Source organism: Pseudoalteromonas sp. bablab_jr011 (assembly GCF_016464045.1).
Classification (GTDB): domain Bacteria; phylum Pseudomonadota; class Gammaproteobacteria; order Enterobacterales; family Alteromonadaceae; genus Pseudoalteromonas; species Pseudoalteromonas lipolytica.
Genome location: NZ_JACDWU010000226.1, coordinates 1 through 16,408, shown reverse-complemented (window position 1 = coordinate 16,408; position 16,408 = coordinate 1). Strand labels below are relative to the sequence as shown.

At 37.6% G+C, this 16,408-nt stretch carries 14 protein-coding genes; 4 read left to right on the top strand and 10 right to left on the bottom strand.

Features of this window, described 5'->3' with window-relative positions; all coding sequences use genetic code 11:
- Window positions 1–142 precede the first annotated feature (142 nt).
- From JIG41_RS13460 to JIG41_RS13425, 8 genes are all read right to left on the bottom strand, one after another.
- Window positions 143–829: a DUF4400 domain-containing protein gene (locus JIG41_RS13460; RefSeq protein WP_199524918.1), complete on the bottom strand. Its 687-nt coding sequence runs from the start codon at window positions 827–829 to the stop codon at window positions 143–145.
- On the bottom strand, window positions 826–1,413 hold the full coding sequence (locus tag JIG41_RS13455; protein WP_199524917.1) for a hypothetical protein: 588 nt from the start codon (window positions 1,411–1,413) through the stop codon (window positions 826–828). Before JIG41_RS13455 ends, JIG41_RS13460 begins: the two co-directional genes overlap by 4 nt.
- Window positions 1,410–3,431 carry a type IV secretion system DNA-binding domain-containing protein gene (locus JIG41_RS13450; RefSeq protein WP_199524916.1) on the bottom strand — a complete coding sequence of 674 codons (2,022 nt, stop codon included), beginning with the start codon at window positions 3,429–3,431 and terminating at the stop codon, window positions 1,410–1,412. The genes JIG41_RS13455 and JIG41_RS13450 overlap by 4 nt, the downstream gene beginning before the upstream one ends.
- Window positions 3,415–5,658, bottom strand: a complete 2,244-nt coding sequence (gene mobH, locus JIG41_RS13445) for a MobH family relaxase (protein ID WP_199524915.1) — start codon at window positions 5,656–5,658, stop codon at window positions 3,415–3,417. The genes JIG41_RS13450 and mobH overlap by 17 nt, the downstream gene beginning before the upstream one ends.
- A gap of 42 nt (window positions 5,659–5,700) precedes the next feature.
- Window positions 5,701–6,444 carry a hypothetical protein gene (locus JIG41_RS13440; RefSeq protein ID WP_063528494.1) on the bottom strand — a complete coding sequence of 248 codons (744 nt, stop codon included), beginning with the start codon at window positions 6,442–6,444 and terminating at the stop codon, window positions 5,701–5,703.
- Window positions 6,434–6,925 carry a conjugative transfer protein MobI(A/C) gene (mobI, locus tag JIG41_RS13435; RefSeq protein ID WP_118845363.1) on the bottom strand — a complete coding sequence of 164 codons (492 nt, stop codon included), beginning with the start codon at window positions 6,923–6,925 and terminating at the stop codon, window positions 6,434–6,436. Before mobI ends, JIG41_RS13440 begins: the two co-directional genes overlap by 11 nt.
- Window positions 6,926–9,008: 2,083 nt before the next feature.
- The gene (locus JIG41_RS13430) at window positions 9,009–9,782 is read right to left on the bottom strand and encodes a hypothetical protein (protein ID WP_199524914.1); all 774 of its coding nucleotides are present in this window, start codon (window positions 9,780–9,782) and stop codon (window positions 9,009–9,011) included.
- A 103-nt stretch (window positions 9,783–9,885) separates the two neighbouring features.
- Complete coding sequence (locus JIG41_RS13425; RefSeq protein ID WP_199524913.1) at window positions 9,886–10,899, bottom strand: hypothetical protein; 1,014 nt, start codon at window positions 10,897–10,899, stop codon at window positions 9,886–9,888.
- A gap of 302 nt (window positions 10,900–11,201) precedes the next feature.
- Between JIG41_RS13425 and JIG41_RS13420 the strand changes: the two genes are divergently transcribed.
- From JIG41_RS13420 to JIG41_RS13405, 4 genes are read left to right on the top strand one after another with little or no spacing between them, the layout of a single operon-like run.
- Window positions 11,202–11,534, top strand: coding sequence for a hypothetical protein (locus JIG41_RS13420; protein ID WP_036973899.1), 333 nt, complete (start codon window positions 11,202–11,204; stop codon window positions 11,532–11,534).
- Between the two features lie 2 nt (window positions 11,535–11,536).
- Window positions 11,537–12,190 carry a hypothetical protein gene (locus tag JIG41_RS13415; RefSeq protein ID WP_036973897.1) on the top strand — a complete coding sequence of 218 codons (654 nt, stop codon included), beginning with the start codon at window positions 11,537–11,539 and terminating at the stop codon, window positions 12,188–12,190.
- Window positions 12,191–12,200: 10 nt separating this feature from the next.
- The gene (gene traF, locus JIG41_RS13410; RefSeq protein WP_199524912.1) at window positions 12,201–13,184 is read left to right on the top strand and encodes a conjugal transfer protein TraF; all 984 of its coding nucleotides are present in this window, start codon (window positions 12,201–12,203) and stop codon (window positions 13,182–13,184) included.
- On the top strand, window positions 13,184–14,542 hold the full coding sequence (locus JIG41_RS13405) for a conjugal transfer protein TraH (RefSeq protein WP_063529773.1): 1,359 nt from the start codon (window positions 13,184–13,186) through the stop codon (window positions 14,540–14,542). Before traF ends, JIG41_RS13405 begins: the two co-directional genes overlap by 1 nt.
- 425 nt (window positions 14,543–14,967) lie before the next feature.
- Here JIG41_RS13405 and JIG41_RS13400 read toward each other — a convergent pair whose 3' ends face one another.
- A complete protein-coding gene (locus JIG41_RS13400; protein WP_138558823.1) occupies window positions 14,968–16,161 on the bottom strand; it encodes an LAGLIDADG family homing endonuclease in 1,194 nt (397 codons plus the stop codon).
- The coding region (locus tag JIG41_RS13395; protein ID WP_199524911.1) for a Tn3 family transposase at window positions 16,154–16,408 on the bottom strand (255 nt) is incomplete at its 5' end. The genes JIG41_RS13400 and JIG41_RS13395, both read right to left, overlap by 8 nt.

Sequence of the window (16,408 nt, the reverse complement as noted above, 5' to 3'; positions counted from 1 at the left end):
ATTATTTAAACTGTATTAGTTCAGACAAGATCTGACATTCGGCTTTTGCAGCACGCTACCTAAACAAGCTTGTGTTCGTGAGTTACTCATTGCTTTTACACGTAAACAGCGTCAGTTTTTTATAGCCTCGTTGCCGAGGGTCCTAAATATGCTTTTGCAGTGTTGCTATGTATCTAGATGTTAGGAATGATGCAAACAATAAAGCAATAAAAGGTATGTATGCCCCAGCTGTAGGGTAAAAGTTGGGTAGGGCGAAATAGACAATGACACCTACTAAAATACCTTTGATTAGCTTCTTAATAACTAACATACGAGTCTTTGTTTTGTTACCGAATGTATAAGCCCTAATTCTCCAGCCATAAACACCAATAACTAGTTGTGCAAGTGCGAATGGCACTAAAATATAAAGCCAAATCATTAAAAGGTTTGCTCTGTGTAAGATTTGGTATGTAAGCGTTTGTATGTTGTTTGTTACTCTTTTAACTAAAGGCAAAAGTTTTGCTGTTAGCCTGGCTAAAGGGTTTTTATCGTCTGTATCTCGATTTACTTTGTCTAAGAAATACTGCTTAAATCCTGACCTCACAATGATTGTGTTGTAGTGCCTATACGATGCATCTGTAAGGTTTAGCCAATTTTTTTCACCGATGGCCTTGTAGCTCGCTTTAACTTCATTTTCTAGCATTCTGTTGAAGCTGGTGGGGTTTAAAGCAAGAACCTGTGCTGCTAACGCAAATAGAATAAAGATGAATAACTTTGAGTATTCTTTTTTTCTATTTTGCTCTCCAGACTTATCCTTATATAGGTCTTCGCTGTCATTCTCATAAATCATGACGAAAACGCCTCCTTAAATGTAAGGGTTTTACTTTCATCGAAATTAGGAATGCCGAAATAGAACAGGTGTGAACGCTTCACAATCTTGCTCATTAGAAAGTGCTGTACCATCAATAATGATTCTTGATTTAACTCTTTTTCAATCAAGTTTGGTTTAGCGCGTATTGCTGAGTTCTTGTGCGTGATGAGAAACTGGCTGATTGTCTCTAAGAGTGGGTCCCATACTGCAATACACGAGCCCGAACCCCCTGTGTAGACCATAACATCAAGTACGGCTGTAAGCTCACTTGTAACCGTGAAGAGAAAGGCTTTAAAAAACTCTGCTCGGCTCAGATGTGAATTATGTACAAGAGAGTGCTGACCAGCTTTGTTAATGATGTGATTAAATAGATCTACATCTTGTTGTGGATGCTTCAATTCATCCCCAATAAAATCTAACAAATATCGAAGTGTTTCTTCCACAGCAGGTGCTTTCTTGTAGATGACCGAGTATATGTGCTTGTTATCTTCTGAAAGTGAATTATTCACATTGCTTTTTTTGTAGCATCTACGTTGGATTTTATATACTTTTTCTCTGCTCATCGTTGTATTACCGGTACTTTAGCTTTGATTGTTCTGCCGTCAGCAAGTCGTGCTACATATTGTAAAATAGGCAGCGAACCAAGTAGGCTTTCGTTAAATGCTTTGTCGTTTTGTTGTGTAAGCCTCTCAGCGTATGAAGAACCAAAGTCAGTCATGTCATTTGTGTTCCCTGAACTTTGACCTAAAGTGATTTGCTGGCTGGTTATTGGCACTTCACCAAATTGGCTGGAAGCATATTCTTGAGTTGATGTGTCGTTTGCTCTCATAGAAAAGAAGTTGTTGCACAGACCTAATACACGGTTTGCAGTAGCTGGGTCTGTTTTAGCTTCAATATCAGCTTTAGTTTGGGTTGCAATAAACATTTGCATGAATGCTGCACGACCTTGGGCTAATAAATTCAAAAGGGCATCATTCCCAGCAATCGCTGCATGTACTTCATCCACAAACACCGCTACTCGACGGCCTCTCCCTTCTGAGAAGTTGTATCGTGAACCTGCTACAGCAGCAATGTCAGCTAAAACAAGTTTGCTCAAATAACCCGCTGTCTTTGTGTCGCTGAGAGAGTCAAGCGCCATGTAAAGTAGTCCTCCATTTTCAACGATGTCTGAAGTGTCTACATAACGACTGTCTTTCTCTCTTATTTTCCCTGATTTCTTTGATACACCTTCAATGTGATTTGATGTGTAATCTGTAGTTTCACTTTCAGCTGTTTCGTATCTAGTATCCTCATCACGCGCATCTAAGCTTTCTGCTATCGCCTCTTCTGGTGATATAAGCTCATCCATAGGTGTAGATGTAAGGACGCTAAAAATAGGAAGTAAATTAGCTGTCATCTTTTGCATATGCTCGGCGTTGTGCGTAAGCAACTGTATTATGCCATCCACTTCTGGTGATTGATGTTGTTGAGATATAACTTGTTGATAGTAATTTAGCATTTGCTCTAAACGAGTTTTCCCGAAAGAGCTCATTTTGGCGCTAAGTTGAGTTTCCCAATCTTCCCCTAAGCATTTAGCGTAGTGTCTTTCAAGGCACTTTTGAGTTAAGGCGGTTTTGCCTGTTGTCACATAACGAGCAATCGATTTGATTTGTGGTTGTATGCCCGCATAAAGCATCGCGTTAACTGTTGAGTTTATGACGTTCCAGTTGAATCGAATGAAGCTATCTTCTTTACCCGACTCAACCATAATGGATGCGATACGTTCAGCTATCTCAGTCGGTCTATTCCAGTTTTTAATCGGATCTATTGTGCAAGATGTAGATGGTTTAGAAGGGTGAAAGTAGTGGAAGTGCTCGCCCTTACCAAAATGCTCCATTTCCGCTTGTAAAGCTTTGCGCCACGATGAATCGTTTTTTGGGTCTAATACAATGACGGTATAGCCTTTGTGGATCATCGCGAGGCTAAGCAAAATGAACATTGTTGTTTTACCGGTACCAACATTGCCCATAATCATAGAGTGGCCAAAGAACGTTTCAGCATCTACGTATTGCCTTTCGGCATCCCCGACACCATCAATCCATGGCTTACCGCCAAGCTTTAACGTTTCTTTACGCCATTTTTTAACGAATGGTTTAAGAAATAGTGGAAGCTTCACCTCTTGTTTGTCAGAGTATAATCCTTGTATTTGATATGAGCGATTTGCATGCTCCACGCCCCATTCAAATCCATTTCCAATGAATATCTTGTTATTTCCCTTCTTTTTGTTGTTTGGATTTAGGATATTCTCTTTAGCCATGTGTTCTTGACGTATTGCTTTTATATCCTCGAATTCAATCTTGTTGAAGAAGATTTTGCACTGGCGTTTGACTAGTGGAATTGCCTTTAGAGTGTAGTGTCCACATTGAGCGGTGAGTATTGTAGTGATTCCAAAACCCACCATCCCGATATGACCTTCACTCTCAATAACGCTTGAAGTAAAGGTTACAACACCAGCGGCTAAAGAGGCGTAAGCCTTATTTAATTCATATACAGGTCGGTATAAATTTTCGTGGAATAATGGGTTACTACGTTCCTGCGTCATGTTTCACCTTAATATGTATGTCATTCTTATCTTGTACGATTGAACTCGACAAGATATTTGTTTCGCTGGCTTTGCTGTTTGTGACGGCATTAACAAGAGTTTTCTTATCTCTTATAGGTGCAATTAAAAAGCCATCTCTTAACTCAACTTTTTCGTGAATAATGTTTCCAAATAATAATTCAGCAGTCTTAGGGGTTAAGCCAATAGCAAGCAGAGATTCAATATCTAACTTTGCTTTCTGAGATGTATTATCAGCCGCGGTTACATCTGAACTATCCTGATTTTCATTTGATTTCGGCTTTTTTTCAGCTTTTTGGTTTTGACTTGATTCAAGCGACTTCGCTTTAACGTATTTACGCTTATTGATGATGAAGTAACGAATTAATGCTGGTGGCTTTCTTTCGATAAGCCCCGCTTTTTCAAGTTCGTTTTCTAGATTGTCGTCAAGGTTGTCTTTCCATTTATCATCAACAAGGTAGTAGTTTTGACCATCGATTAAAATAGGTTCTAAGGTCTTTATGAACTCAATGGCTTTGGTCGTTGAAGTCACCTTAATACCACTTTTAGGTTTTGGGGCTGCTTTTTTATGTGTTGTTTCGTTATTTTGCTTTTCCGGTACCTTTGCGCTTTGTTGGTTGGTTGGAGCAAATAGCTCACCATTAGTATTCTTTGGTTTTTCCTTTTTAGGTTTATCTTTGTTCGGGCTATCCTTTTGAGCTGCTTTTGCTTTTCCAGATGGATTGTTAGGCTTAATGGACTCTTCCGCAGTAGCTTCTCCTTTGGCTTTACTGGTATTAGGCTTGCCGTTTTTTTGCGGACTTTTTGTTGCCGAATGCTCAACTTTCATTTCTAGAGAATCACTATTAGCTTTTAAGTGAGCCGCAGCCTCATGAGCAATAACATTTTCTTCGCTTATGTATCGGTAACCCTCACTTGAGTAGATGACTGCGTTTAGCCCCATGTCGAGTTTTAATAGCCCGTAACGGTTTGGTGGAATAACTTCACCTTTAAGCAAAAATAAAGGCCACTCCAGACGAATAACGCCAATACCGCCCTTAAGATTTTTACTGATGAGTAAATCAATACCCTCAGACAGGTTAGTAACAGTTTCAAAAAAGAGCGCGTAATCAGTTTTTTCTTGCTTACGAAGAATGCCCCTATCCATCATTTTTTCACGCAAAAGACTTGGGTTGTTAGGAACAGTTGGATCTGATTGATGCATTTCCTTTGCTAACTCATTGAAGCATTCAGGCCACCGAAGGTATATCTCGTTATCAATAGCAATAGCTTTACCTTCTTTTAGCCATACTTTAGCTTTATCTTGCATTAGCTTGAGGATTTTCTCGTGTAATGCTGACTTCCTTGCGCCAAGGTCATTGTCCCAAGTTGTTTGAATGTCTTTCGCAGTTGAAACATAGTCAGCTGAGCGAACAGCTCTCTGTAAATAGCCATCTATACCTTGATAGTTTGCAAGCGTGGTGCTTATATCTTCAAGCAAATTGCCAGGGCATGTGCCTATGTACCTCTTTGCATCAGGTGTGAGGATTTGTTGAAATATGGGTTGCGGAGAAACTTCATGCCCCTTATGAATTCTGTCTTTTCTCCATCTAATGCCAACTTTTGTTATTTTGTTTTTTTCTTTCCAACTAACAAGGTCCTCTATAATTGGAATCCAGATATTATTTGGATTGCTTTTATCGTAAATATCCATATCAGTTTGCATCTTCCCTGCGTCGTGCACTAAGCCGCAAAGCCATGCGGCGTACTGATATCTTTTTGTTCTTTGTCTCTCGATGTCTAGAGGGAATTCTTGAGGGAGGAATTGAGACTTTGCTTGCCTTAATGCCAAATCAGCTACTTGTAAACTATGTTCAATTAAGCCGAACTCTTTAGCATGGTGATAACCCTCAGAAGCAGGAAGGTTGCCACAATATCTAGCGTAGTTTTTAATCGTATCTATAAATAGACCCTGAAAGGTTAGGTTCTCTTTTTCCCAATCATGGCAATTTCCAAAACAGTAGCGAGTTTGAGCAATTAAATATTTATTATCATCAATGATCTGATTAACTAACTCTGGGCTATTCGAACTATCAAGATCTACATTGCACTTCTTTGCGTCATCTCTCATCAAGCGAGCGGCATTTTCACTTTGAACGATTAGATACTTTTTCTGAACTTTAAAAAAAAGCTTAATTAAAATAGTAAAAGGAATAAGTAAAAGCTTCATATTTCTCTCTGGAAAAATTAGGCGGTTTCCCGCCTAGTCATTTTAAGCTGCGTTAACTTTTGAGTTGCTTGGCTGTTCGGTTTCGTTCTTAGAGTCTGCAGAAGTGCTATCCAATGAAGTGGATTTTGAGTCAGTCTTTTTTTCTGTGTTTTTAATTGAAGCTTTGGCTTTAATTTCTTCATTTTGTTTTAAAATAAGGCTGTCATCTACATATAACTCTAGGCCACCTCGAATTAACGAAATTAGTTGGGTGGATTTAAATCGACCCCCACTTCTGTCTTTACCAGGTGATGTAGCATTGCTAATTTTTGCTACTAATTTTCGTAATAGACCAATCGCTCTATTGCTGTTTTCATGACGACCTAAATCTGTAACAAAACCGGTTAACCAAAGATTTTCTAATTCTGCGATTTCATTATCTAAAGTTTGAATTAAATTTAGTAACTTCCAAGTGACTGGATAGCAAACTGGTACGCTTGATTCATAAGAGCTTGGTGTCATAACTTCTGGTGATTCTTCTAAACCGGCATTTTCCATAAATGCTTCTTTTTGTTTTTGTATACTTTCGATTTCTTGGTTAAACCAATCAGCAAGCTCTGACTCCCAAGCGCTTACTTTCGAATAGAGTTCATTTTCTGTTGTGGTTAACATTAATAATGAACCAATGCGTTCATAAATATTTAATGTCCGGTCACCTTCGTTTTTCCAAAAGTTATGGATGGTGTGTGATTTGAACTGGATATTAGTAACAAATGTTTTATGGATTAGTTGGTCATTATTGATCATGATTTTCTTCCTCAGCTGGAGCGGTAAATAGTGTTTTAGAAAGTTTGCAGATCTGCTTTTTCAAACTAACTCTGGATGAATGCAACACTTCAAGTGACTCCCTTAATGGAGCAAGTTGCATTTCAGTTTCCCAATTAATTTTTGCGTGGCCATCCTCGCAATTTTTACTCAGTTGTTTTTCGGTATATCCTTTTTTTGTTGGTGGAATTTCTTTCCCCCAATGCCTATTAATTTTCTTGATAGGTGAGTACTCATGAGAAACCCAAGTGATGTAAAATTTTTCAGAGTTTTTTCGCTGCCTAACTTTTACTTGTAATGTCGATTTTTTAAAATCGCCCGACTCACCATGAATTTGATCTAAAAGAACTCTCCTTTTTTTGTGTTGATCACAAATATCTTGCGCACTTTCTACAATTGGTTTTTCAGCATCCTCGATAGCCTCTAAAACTAATTTCAGCACTTCTATTTCTGTAGACAGCATCTTTAACCCCGAACTTTAATTGAGACTTAATTATGCTTTGCAAAAAGATAGCTAAAGCCGAATTTTCAAACGTATATTCAAAAAAATTAGCCAAAGCACGTTTTTAAGTGTGGCGAACAGAAAGTTGAAGTGAATTAAACCTCAAGGGTGTAACTGGGAAATAAATCTAGAGCAATAAAAAGGCTTGCTCTATTTAGACGCAAATAAAAGTTTTCTGCGTTGCGAAACTGCCAAGGAACACTGTGAAGGGAGATTGTTTTTTGCATCATAGATACGCAAAAACTTGTCATTGAATGACATTGGTTAAATAAACTATTTTCTGCATCATAACTACGCAGAAAACCCGTTTTTATGAATTGGAGAGCTATTGTGGCAGGTTTAACATGTAGTCAAACCGACTGTAAATGTTGAATGGTTGCATCATAATTTATGCAACAGAATAACTGTGAACGTTAAGTCACCTTGTTTTAAACGGTTCTAAAGAAGATAGTTCAGGAAAGAAATATCATTTACGGTTACTGCAATAAATTGAAATTTTGCATCATATATGTAGCAAACTAACTTATATTACTTGAAATCTAAAAGTTGAGAGCTTTGATGCTTACATCATCAATCTACTCTACGTCTCTTTTGTGTGTTGATTTATTTACTTAGAAAAACCCAGCCTTAGCTAACTGAGGGGTTACTCAAAATTTTATGAGCATGTGGCTATAGGCAGCTTTGGTGTCATGATGAGCAATTTTAGATTTTATAGAATGTGAAGGGTCATACCTAAAAACTAGAACTTGAATAACCCTCTTTTAAAGTTAAGTGCTCACAATCCGTATAGTGGATAGTGTTAGCCATTAAAAGATAACAATCACTTTCCGCAAAGCGGTTAAATTGTTCGCTATATGTTTAACTCATCCTTCATATGCATTTTATGAGTTGTAAGTTCTCTGAAGCTTCAGATAAGCTCATTTAAAGTCCGCCATATGAACCATAGTAAACTTAAGCTTATTCCTCTTAAAGGATGTCGTTGTTGTTTGGTAATTCCGCATTATGGAAAAACAGTTTCCAGTATTCTTCCGTATAATGAACCGAGGCTTTGTCTGGCGGTATTTTCAGAACAATAGCGCAATAAGTAATATTGTTAGTTTTGACCAAAATATATCACTCGATGACAAATCCGCATCATGGAGTCTGTAAGGTATGGGCGTCTTCCATAATTCGGAAAACAATGTTGATACATTTCCATTCACTTGGATTAGTAATTTAGAAGGGGAGGTGAGCAAGTGGTCTATGAATTGAACGGAGCTTACTCCGCAAAGCGGACGTGCATTCTAACCAGAATACTGCTTTTGCTTTCAAGCTCAAAATGAAATTAAGGCAACACATCTAACAAGTCTAAAGAATAAAACAAATGTGATTGCACTCCACACTACGGACAGTTGATTAGCATTAGCATTCCGTTTGGCGGATTAAATTTGATGTATTCAGCTTCCGTATTTTGGAAGGATTCAACTGATTACAAATTATGATATTCCATCGACAACAATGAATTTGGAAATATATCATCTTTAACCACCAGCTTAATGAAGTCCATTAAATGGATTTCGTCACACGAATTTACACTTCGTATAACGGACACACGATGCAACCGTATGCGTCCGAAGAATGAACAACATATAGTCCGTATAAAGGAGCTTCTTAGCTTTGAAGTGAATGTCTTGTTTGCTTTTCGGTGAAGTTTCTTTGCCCGACTTCTGAATTAAGCTTATAGCTAAAAGTTCAAATGTATTTACCAGCAGGTGGATTAGATGACTTGTTAAAGCATTCCGGTATTAGGATTCAATTGATTTGGTTACAGGCCAAATACCGGAATGAGTGATTGAATATGTAAAATGAAATGGGGCATCTAATTTAAACGTCTTAGTTGGTGGTTTTTAGGTGTTTTTGAAAATTTGAAACAGAATATCTGAATTATCATAAGTTACTTGGTATCCGTAATATGGTATCTGCTCCCTCCTAGCCAGCTCCGTTTTGTGAACTTGACCTATTTAGGCACCTATCCGCAACCCGAACCATTCTAGGTGGGGGCGGCTTACTTGAATTGTGAGGCATTTGTTTTTAAATTACATATTAAGTCCTCTGGAGTGATTACATTTACTGGGTAATTGCTTTCTAACTTCTTAAGGTTTTCATGATAAAAGATAGATGTTTGACCAGCACTACTGGCTCTGTCATTAGTACAGAAGTAATCAATACCATAACCATAACTTGCTGCCAGAGCATCACCATCAACCCACTCACCAACACTTTTTGCATATTTCTTATCAGATAAATTGTTATCGGCCTTAGTTCTCTGTATGAGGCCACCTTCAACCTTCGGTAATTGATTCATTAGATGGCTTCTTCCAGCTCCCAGGCTTTCAATAAACCTAAGGCACTCGAATGATCGTTCTAATCTATCGCCTAAATCATGTCTTACATCTGGTGCAAGATACTTTTTGTCAAACTCAAGCGCAGGTGCGCCAACTCTTGGTAGCTTAGTAAATCTAAATCCAAGTTCTAATGCTTTAGGTATCATACTTGCTAAATACTCAGTTAACTCTGGAGCTTTTGAGCCTTTAGAAGATGAAATTTCCTCCCCGTCTAATGTTATGGAATATGCACCTTTAAAATTTGCTATATAAGGTTTTCTTTCTGACTTTTTCATTGTCTCGATCGTTGCTATGCCCTCAAAGAAAAATGGAGTAATAATTTTCGACTGTATCAAATGGAACAACTGAGAATATACCTCGGCAGAGTTGGCCCTTTTATTTTCATCAACTATTGATTCCCATACATTTGAATCAAATGTAACCCAAACTTCCATAACTACTCCTTCATTATTAGTTCGCTGTCTTCGGATATTTCCGCCCTTACCTTGGGGTTTTTCAACATAAATACAATTTAAGAAAGTAAAATGAAATTATAACCTAATCAAAGTCAAAGCATGGGCCTTTGATTTGATAATACTCGATCGGCAAATTAAACTTGTTTTGCAGTTCATTCAGATAGGAATGTTCAACGCTTGTGCATTTTACAGGACCAGCAACAATTAACTTTTCAACGAAACCTGCTTTATAAAAGTACGCATACTCTAGAAGTTGCCCAATTGCTTGCCGTATGCATGATTTAGCACTAAATGCTGTTTTGATTTCATACAACCTGTACTTATCACCCAATTGGAGAGTCAGATCAACTCTTCCGCATCCTATAATGTTTTCAGTGCCTACGTTATCCCTGCCATAGACTTGCACTAATTCATCATACAAAGCCTGTTGAAGATCATTGTGTAATAGTCGTACATCTATTTGCTGATCTTTCTTATAGGAGGCTTTGGTAAATGACAGTTTTGCTCTGCAACCTGGTTTGAAAACAAAAGAGGGAGTAGAAGGGCTGTCATTATTTGATGCTATCTCTATGTGAAGATACAAAGGTAGTAAGCGATCTAACACATCACAAACTCGCTGATAATCAATTTTTTCACGATTTTGTTTTTCACCTAGGAAAATAAAAGCATTAGTTTTGCACCATTCTGACTTGATTATGGTTGGCTGAAAGTCTTCACTTCTAGAGCCGTCATGCTCAACATCATAGTGCCACATGCTTAAATCGTAAAACTCAGTTCCGAATTCATCGATGTATTCATTGAATAAATTAATTTTCTCTATTAGAGCATTAAGGTTTGGATGATCTCTACTAGGGCGAAGGGAGAATGCTACTCCGTATCGAAACGAATTATTTTCAAAGCCGATGTTAAATTGAAGCTCGGCTCGACCTCCGAAGTGAGCTCCCCAATCTTTTTTTACCCCCCTTTGGTCAAATACGTACTTTGAGGGAACTCGTGATAAAGAATGAATATTTTTCCTCAATTCTTGAAGGTTACCCAGCTCATATTCGGTGAGCATTTCATTAATTTTATTTGCAATGTGAAACAGAGATGTCATTTAAAAACCTAAAAGTTATTCCTGAGTTGAGTATTACATTTGGATTGTGAATGGCCAACTTTGATTTTTGATAACAGTACTCGACTTAATTATCTAGTTATAAAGTGCTAGTGATGGAGGTTGTGTTTATTTTTTTTGCATCATAATGTTGCAGTTTATAAATAAATAAATACTATGAATATCAACTGTTTAAATTTTCTATAAATTTTAATTGTGAAATATACACTTTGTATAGTTGCCAATTTAGTGACCTTCTGTTTAAAATATAGCTTCATTGTTAATAATTTTTTATTGGTTGTGTTATGGAAAATCGAAGTCAATTTTTGGATGAAGCAATATCTATTCAAGTTAGTGCGTTGCTTCTAGTGAAACAAGCTGCAGTTGTAGATATTCAATTGGCTGCGCACCTTTTCTGTATTCAATCTGAAGCTGATGTGGTTGCTATACGTGATGCTAGTACAATGACATTGCAACGACTAGCTAGAGAAAAAACAGTTATTAACGCGGCATCGCTTGGTTTGAATGGAATTAAACAAATGCTAGATGCTATTAAAAGTGCTGAGAATAACGATTCAAAACTTGGCAAGCTTAAAAACTTAGCTGCAAGTACCTCAATCGCTGTGGTGGGGAATTAATTATGAATGCAATTAGTTCAGAACTCATAGGTTTAGTGGATGGTAGAAGTGTTTCATATAATATAACAAGAGACATTTCACTGATTGTTACGCTGATGTCTCTTAATGCAAGACCAGCTCTTGTTGCAGAGCTCTTTCCTTATATCAAAATTGGACGCTATAAAGAAATAAAAAGGGAAGTAGACACTATTTCTTCTAAGCCATTTGAGTTCAAGAAAATTGCAAATTCAGTTGGTTATGGATGGGTTGATTCAAACCGCGAAGGCTTTTTGATAGCGAATCTGCTATTTAATGAAGCTAAAGCTCTGTACCCTAATTTTGATTTTGATAATGATAATGTTTTTGCAGATATGCTTGTTAATGTTTGTATAAGCTTTAATAAGCGCTTCCAAGATTTGGTCGACCCAATTGACATTAATCAAGTAAATTCATTGTTTTGTGGGATTTCTAAGCAGGACTTATACCCCAATAGATGCTCATGTGGTCGCTTTTATTTAAGAACAACCCAAAGCTTCACTTCTTCTTGTCCTTGGTGCCGTTGTGGTGTTAATCCAAAGTCAGTGAAAACAATCAAACTTAAAAAAGTAAATATCCATCATTTCGTTCAAGAGCAATCAGTTCGAGTACAACACACGCAAGTAGCTAATATTTCGTAGGTTGAAAGGAATGAGATTCTATTTAAGTTTAACAATTGTAACATTGGGACTTATGAATGCTGGCTTTGTGTCTGCTAAAAGCTCACCGGTTTCTGGAACAGAAAAGCCTAGTAGAGGATGGCACTTTTACGAAGATCCTGAGCTTGTAGATGAGGAAAAGCAAGAAGTTCCAAAGGCGCAACCTCCTTCTGCACAGCCAAATGATAAGAAACAACCAGAAATGGTTGAAATTAATTCAGCGTGGTTGAAAGAAAACCTTCCTAAATTACTCAATACAGCTATTGATGACCCTAGTACAGAGAACATTTCAAACTATTATTACGCACAACGTTTAGCTATCGACAAAGCGAATGCATTTAGCGATCAAACAAAAGAATTTTTTATGTTTGAAGAGCAACTTTCTGAAAGTAACCGCCGACCAAATTCAAGTAATGCGTTATTTGCTCATAAAGTAAAAACAAATAAAGATAAAGCCAAAGTGTTCAATTCTTTATTTGATAAAGCAGGGCTGTGGATGTTCTATCGTTCTGACTGCCCGTATTGTCACCAACAATTTCCTGCGATGGAGTCCTTAGCTAAGATAATGGGGGTTGATGTGTTAGCAATTTCAATGGATGGCATTCTTTTAGATAAAGAGTTCCCGGGAGTTAAGCATGTGATCGACCCTAATATGACTTTGTCTCGAAAGTTTCAAGTGAACATTACCCCTACAACAATGCTTGTCTCAAATGATGGTCAGCACTTTCAAACAATTAAATATGGCATGGCATCAGGTAGTGAACTTGTTCAAAGAGCACTATATGCAGCAAAACGGATGAACCTCATTAGTGAGGAGCAATTCGTTAAAACACAAGAAGTAAAAGACATTCTTGTGTCAAAGGAGCCTTTAGTAGTTGAAAAGCAAAAGTTAGAAGACAACCCTTCAATACTATCTGACCTACTCAGAAAACGGCTTAATGAGATTAACCTTTCAACGACATCAAAGGCTCAGTAATGTTTAAAATTAATAAATTAAGAGTGCTAATAGCACTTAGCGTTTTGTCTCCATCAATTCATGCTTCAACTGTGATGGAAGATGTCTTTACTGAAGCTGTAACATTTCAAACGACAACTGCTACGTCATTCAGTACACCAACAAGAAACGGTATAAGTTTTGGTGGGGCTTCTTACAGAGTAAAAGGGGTAAGAGCGAATGTCGTTAATTTTCAACCTCCGAAAATATCTGGAGGCTGTGGTGGCATCGACTTTTTTGCAGGAAGCTTTAGTTTAATAAACTCCGACCAATTAGTGCAAATGGGAAGGGCGATTGCACAAGGTGTACCATCATATGCCTTTAACTTGGCTTTAACTTCAGTTTGTCCCTCATGTAGTAAGTTAATGTCAGACCTTCAAACAAAACTTGATGAATTTAATCAAATGACGGCTAATGGCTGCGAAAAGGCTGTTGGATATTTGGGAGATCTGAAATTAGATGACGGCACAAATGCAGTCGATACTTTCAAGAGCTCAGTGCAGTTTGGTGCTTTAGAAGGGCTCGCAAATGATGCTTCAGGTTGGTTAACAGATAGAGGTGAGGCAAACGCTACGAAAGGCGATACAGATAATACAGCTGTTAAAGCAGAAAAAAATGGTGTCGAAGTAGAAGTTAATACAGCTCATCATATTCTAGTGAATGCAAATGTCAGTGCATATACTCATTCCTCAATCTCAGGTTTGGGTGGTGCAAACTTAAAAGACCTGATCATGTCGTTAACCGGTACAACAATTTCTAGAAAGTCTGGAAGCACAAGCTCGACCGATACCGGGATTGATGTAATAACTAAACCTGCAACTGTCTCATTAAGAGATATTTTCGAAGAGTCTGATACAGGATCAATTAGAGTAATGAAGTGTGAAAGCACAGATCCAAATTGCTTAAACCCTATTGAACAAACTATCTCAAGCAGAGGCTTGAAGTACATTTTTGATGATATAGCAGAAAAGCTCGTTGCCAAAATTGATAAAAGACTGAATGTAGCTCAGACGGCAGATGAAATAGCACTACAATCTATTGCAGATTTAAATGCTACAGAGTTAGTTAGCGCTTTAAAAAGCCCTCGTTTGGCCGCAAAGACATTATCATTAACAGCGCAGGAAGCTGTAGCTCAGCAAATAATAACGGTACTTCAGGAAGTGCTTCATAACATCAAGTCAAATTCATCTGTAGGTGTATCACTAAAAGGGGCTGTTGCTAAACCATATATCGAATCACTGGATAAGCTCAATGATGATCTTGATAAAATGCGATACAAAATAGGTGAAGATTTGAAGTTGGTTGCTACGCCATATGCGGTTACCCAGGCAATGAAGTAATTTAAAATTAGCTGGTGGGTTTAATACTCATGTATGATTAAGTTGTTGTGTCAAAGCGCCTTAACAAATATATGATTTGTTTGTTAAGGCCTTTTTATTGAAGGTTGCAAAGAGAGTACTCATTTAAAGTACGCTTAGAAAAATAGGCGAGTTTAATTAATACAATGTAGGCGAAATATGGCGGAATCTAGGGAACTTAGAAGCTTTTGGAATATGGTGATAGCTGTTATAGGTATAATTTATCTTTTGCATACCTACGTCACAAATAGGGTTGTTGCTCTTCTTAGTGATGGTACCCCAAATACAACATTAGTTTTACGAGGCTGTACATCAGTTGAATGTCATATCAAAGGTACATTAAGAACAGACCCAATATCTTTGGAAAGCTACATTTTGAAAAGTGATGGAACAAAGCTTTATTTTAATCACGATGAAATTTCAAGTTTGTCATGGCCAGTTATAGATGCCAATTCTGAATAAGCTTTAGTAATCTTACTATTCTGGTTAGAGACAGGATATAAGCGCTCTAACAAGGTAATACTAGCCGAGTTTGAATATTTTAATGATACTGTATTTTGATTGGTGCTAAATGAACCAGTAATTCCCAGCTGGCTCTTTATTTCATTATGAGCCCATTCGATGAACTGCTTTGAACCACTACATAAGCCAATACAAAAGCATTTATTATTTCTTTGGTAATATTTTCTAACCCATCCATCACCTTCAATATAGCCTGCAATAAATGCCAGTACATTAGTCGATTGAGAGAATTTAGGTGGGCTTAGAGTTAAACTTTTCCTTCGTACAATGCCAAATTGTTTTAGTGATTTAGCAATTACCTTCGAGGTAAATCTAAGTTCAACCATAACCGCGTTACTTGCAGAAAACCGGTAACTTAAGGTGTTACCAAAATCTAAATACTTAGCAAAATCGATCAAAATGGGCTCATTGTTAATGTGTTGAGAAAGGCCAATACGTTTATCACCATCAACCCATCCATCTGCAGCAATAAAGCCAGCCCAGAACGCACTTTCAATTGATTCTTCAGAAAAACATTCATCATTTACAGCAAAGCGGCCATAAGCGAGTTTTTTAACTTCAAACTTGGGATTAAATCCATCTTTACTGGCTGGAAATTGTTGAAGAAAGCTAAGGGTATTTGGGTACTCGTGGTTTTCTCCTGTGCGTTTTACATGAAGATTGCAATTGTATGTTTTGGGTAGCGGTGGAGACAATATAAACCCTCTTTTACTAACAATTTCTCTAAGCTTATTAAAATGAAAATATCTCTTTTCTTGTGATGTTTTTTTGTAACATTCAGCGCAACCGTGGTGTTTTTGGCTAAGTATAATTTCAAAACCAGTTTGAAATTCATTACCGCAGCGACATAAAAAAGTTGGTTTTAAATCTAGTAATGCAAGTTGCTGATTAGTTACTAGTGATGTCCACTGCTTGAGATCTACAATGCTTGGGCTTATAGATTTGGCGCACGCAGGACAATCGGTGAGGTGTTTATTGGGGTTCTGGGGATTTTCCCCTCCAAAAAGACATAATCCTCTGTAGACCAAACCAATAAATGGCTGCGGAGGTGGTTTACTTTCAGTTTGGAGCCTAATCATCCACTATCGGCCTCGTTATTTCGCCAATATCGGGCAATTTCCCAGTATTAGTGAAGTTATACGTTCCGCTTAAGTTGATATTTTGCCACGCAACGGGCGAAACAGTACGAGTGATACCCGCTTTCTCTTCATCTCCTCTCGCTTCAAAGTGTCCCAGCAGATGACTCAGTATCGCGGAGTTGAAGTAGATGATCGCGTTGGCAAGCAATCTTGCACATTCATTCCAGATAGCGATTTCACTCTCGTT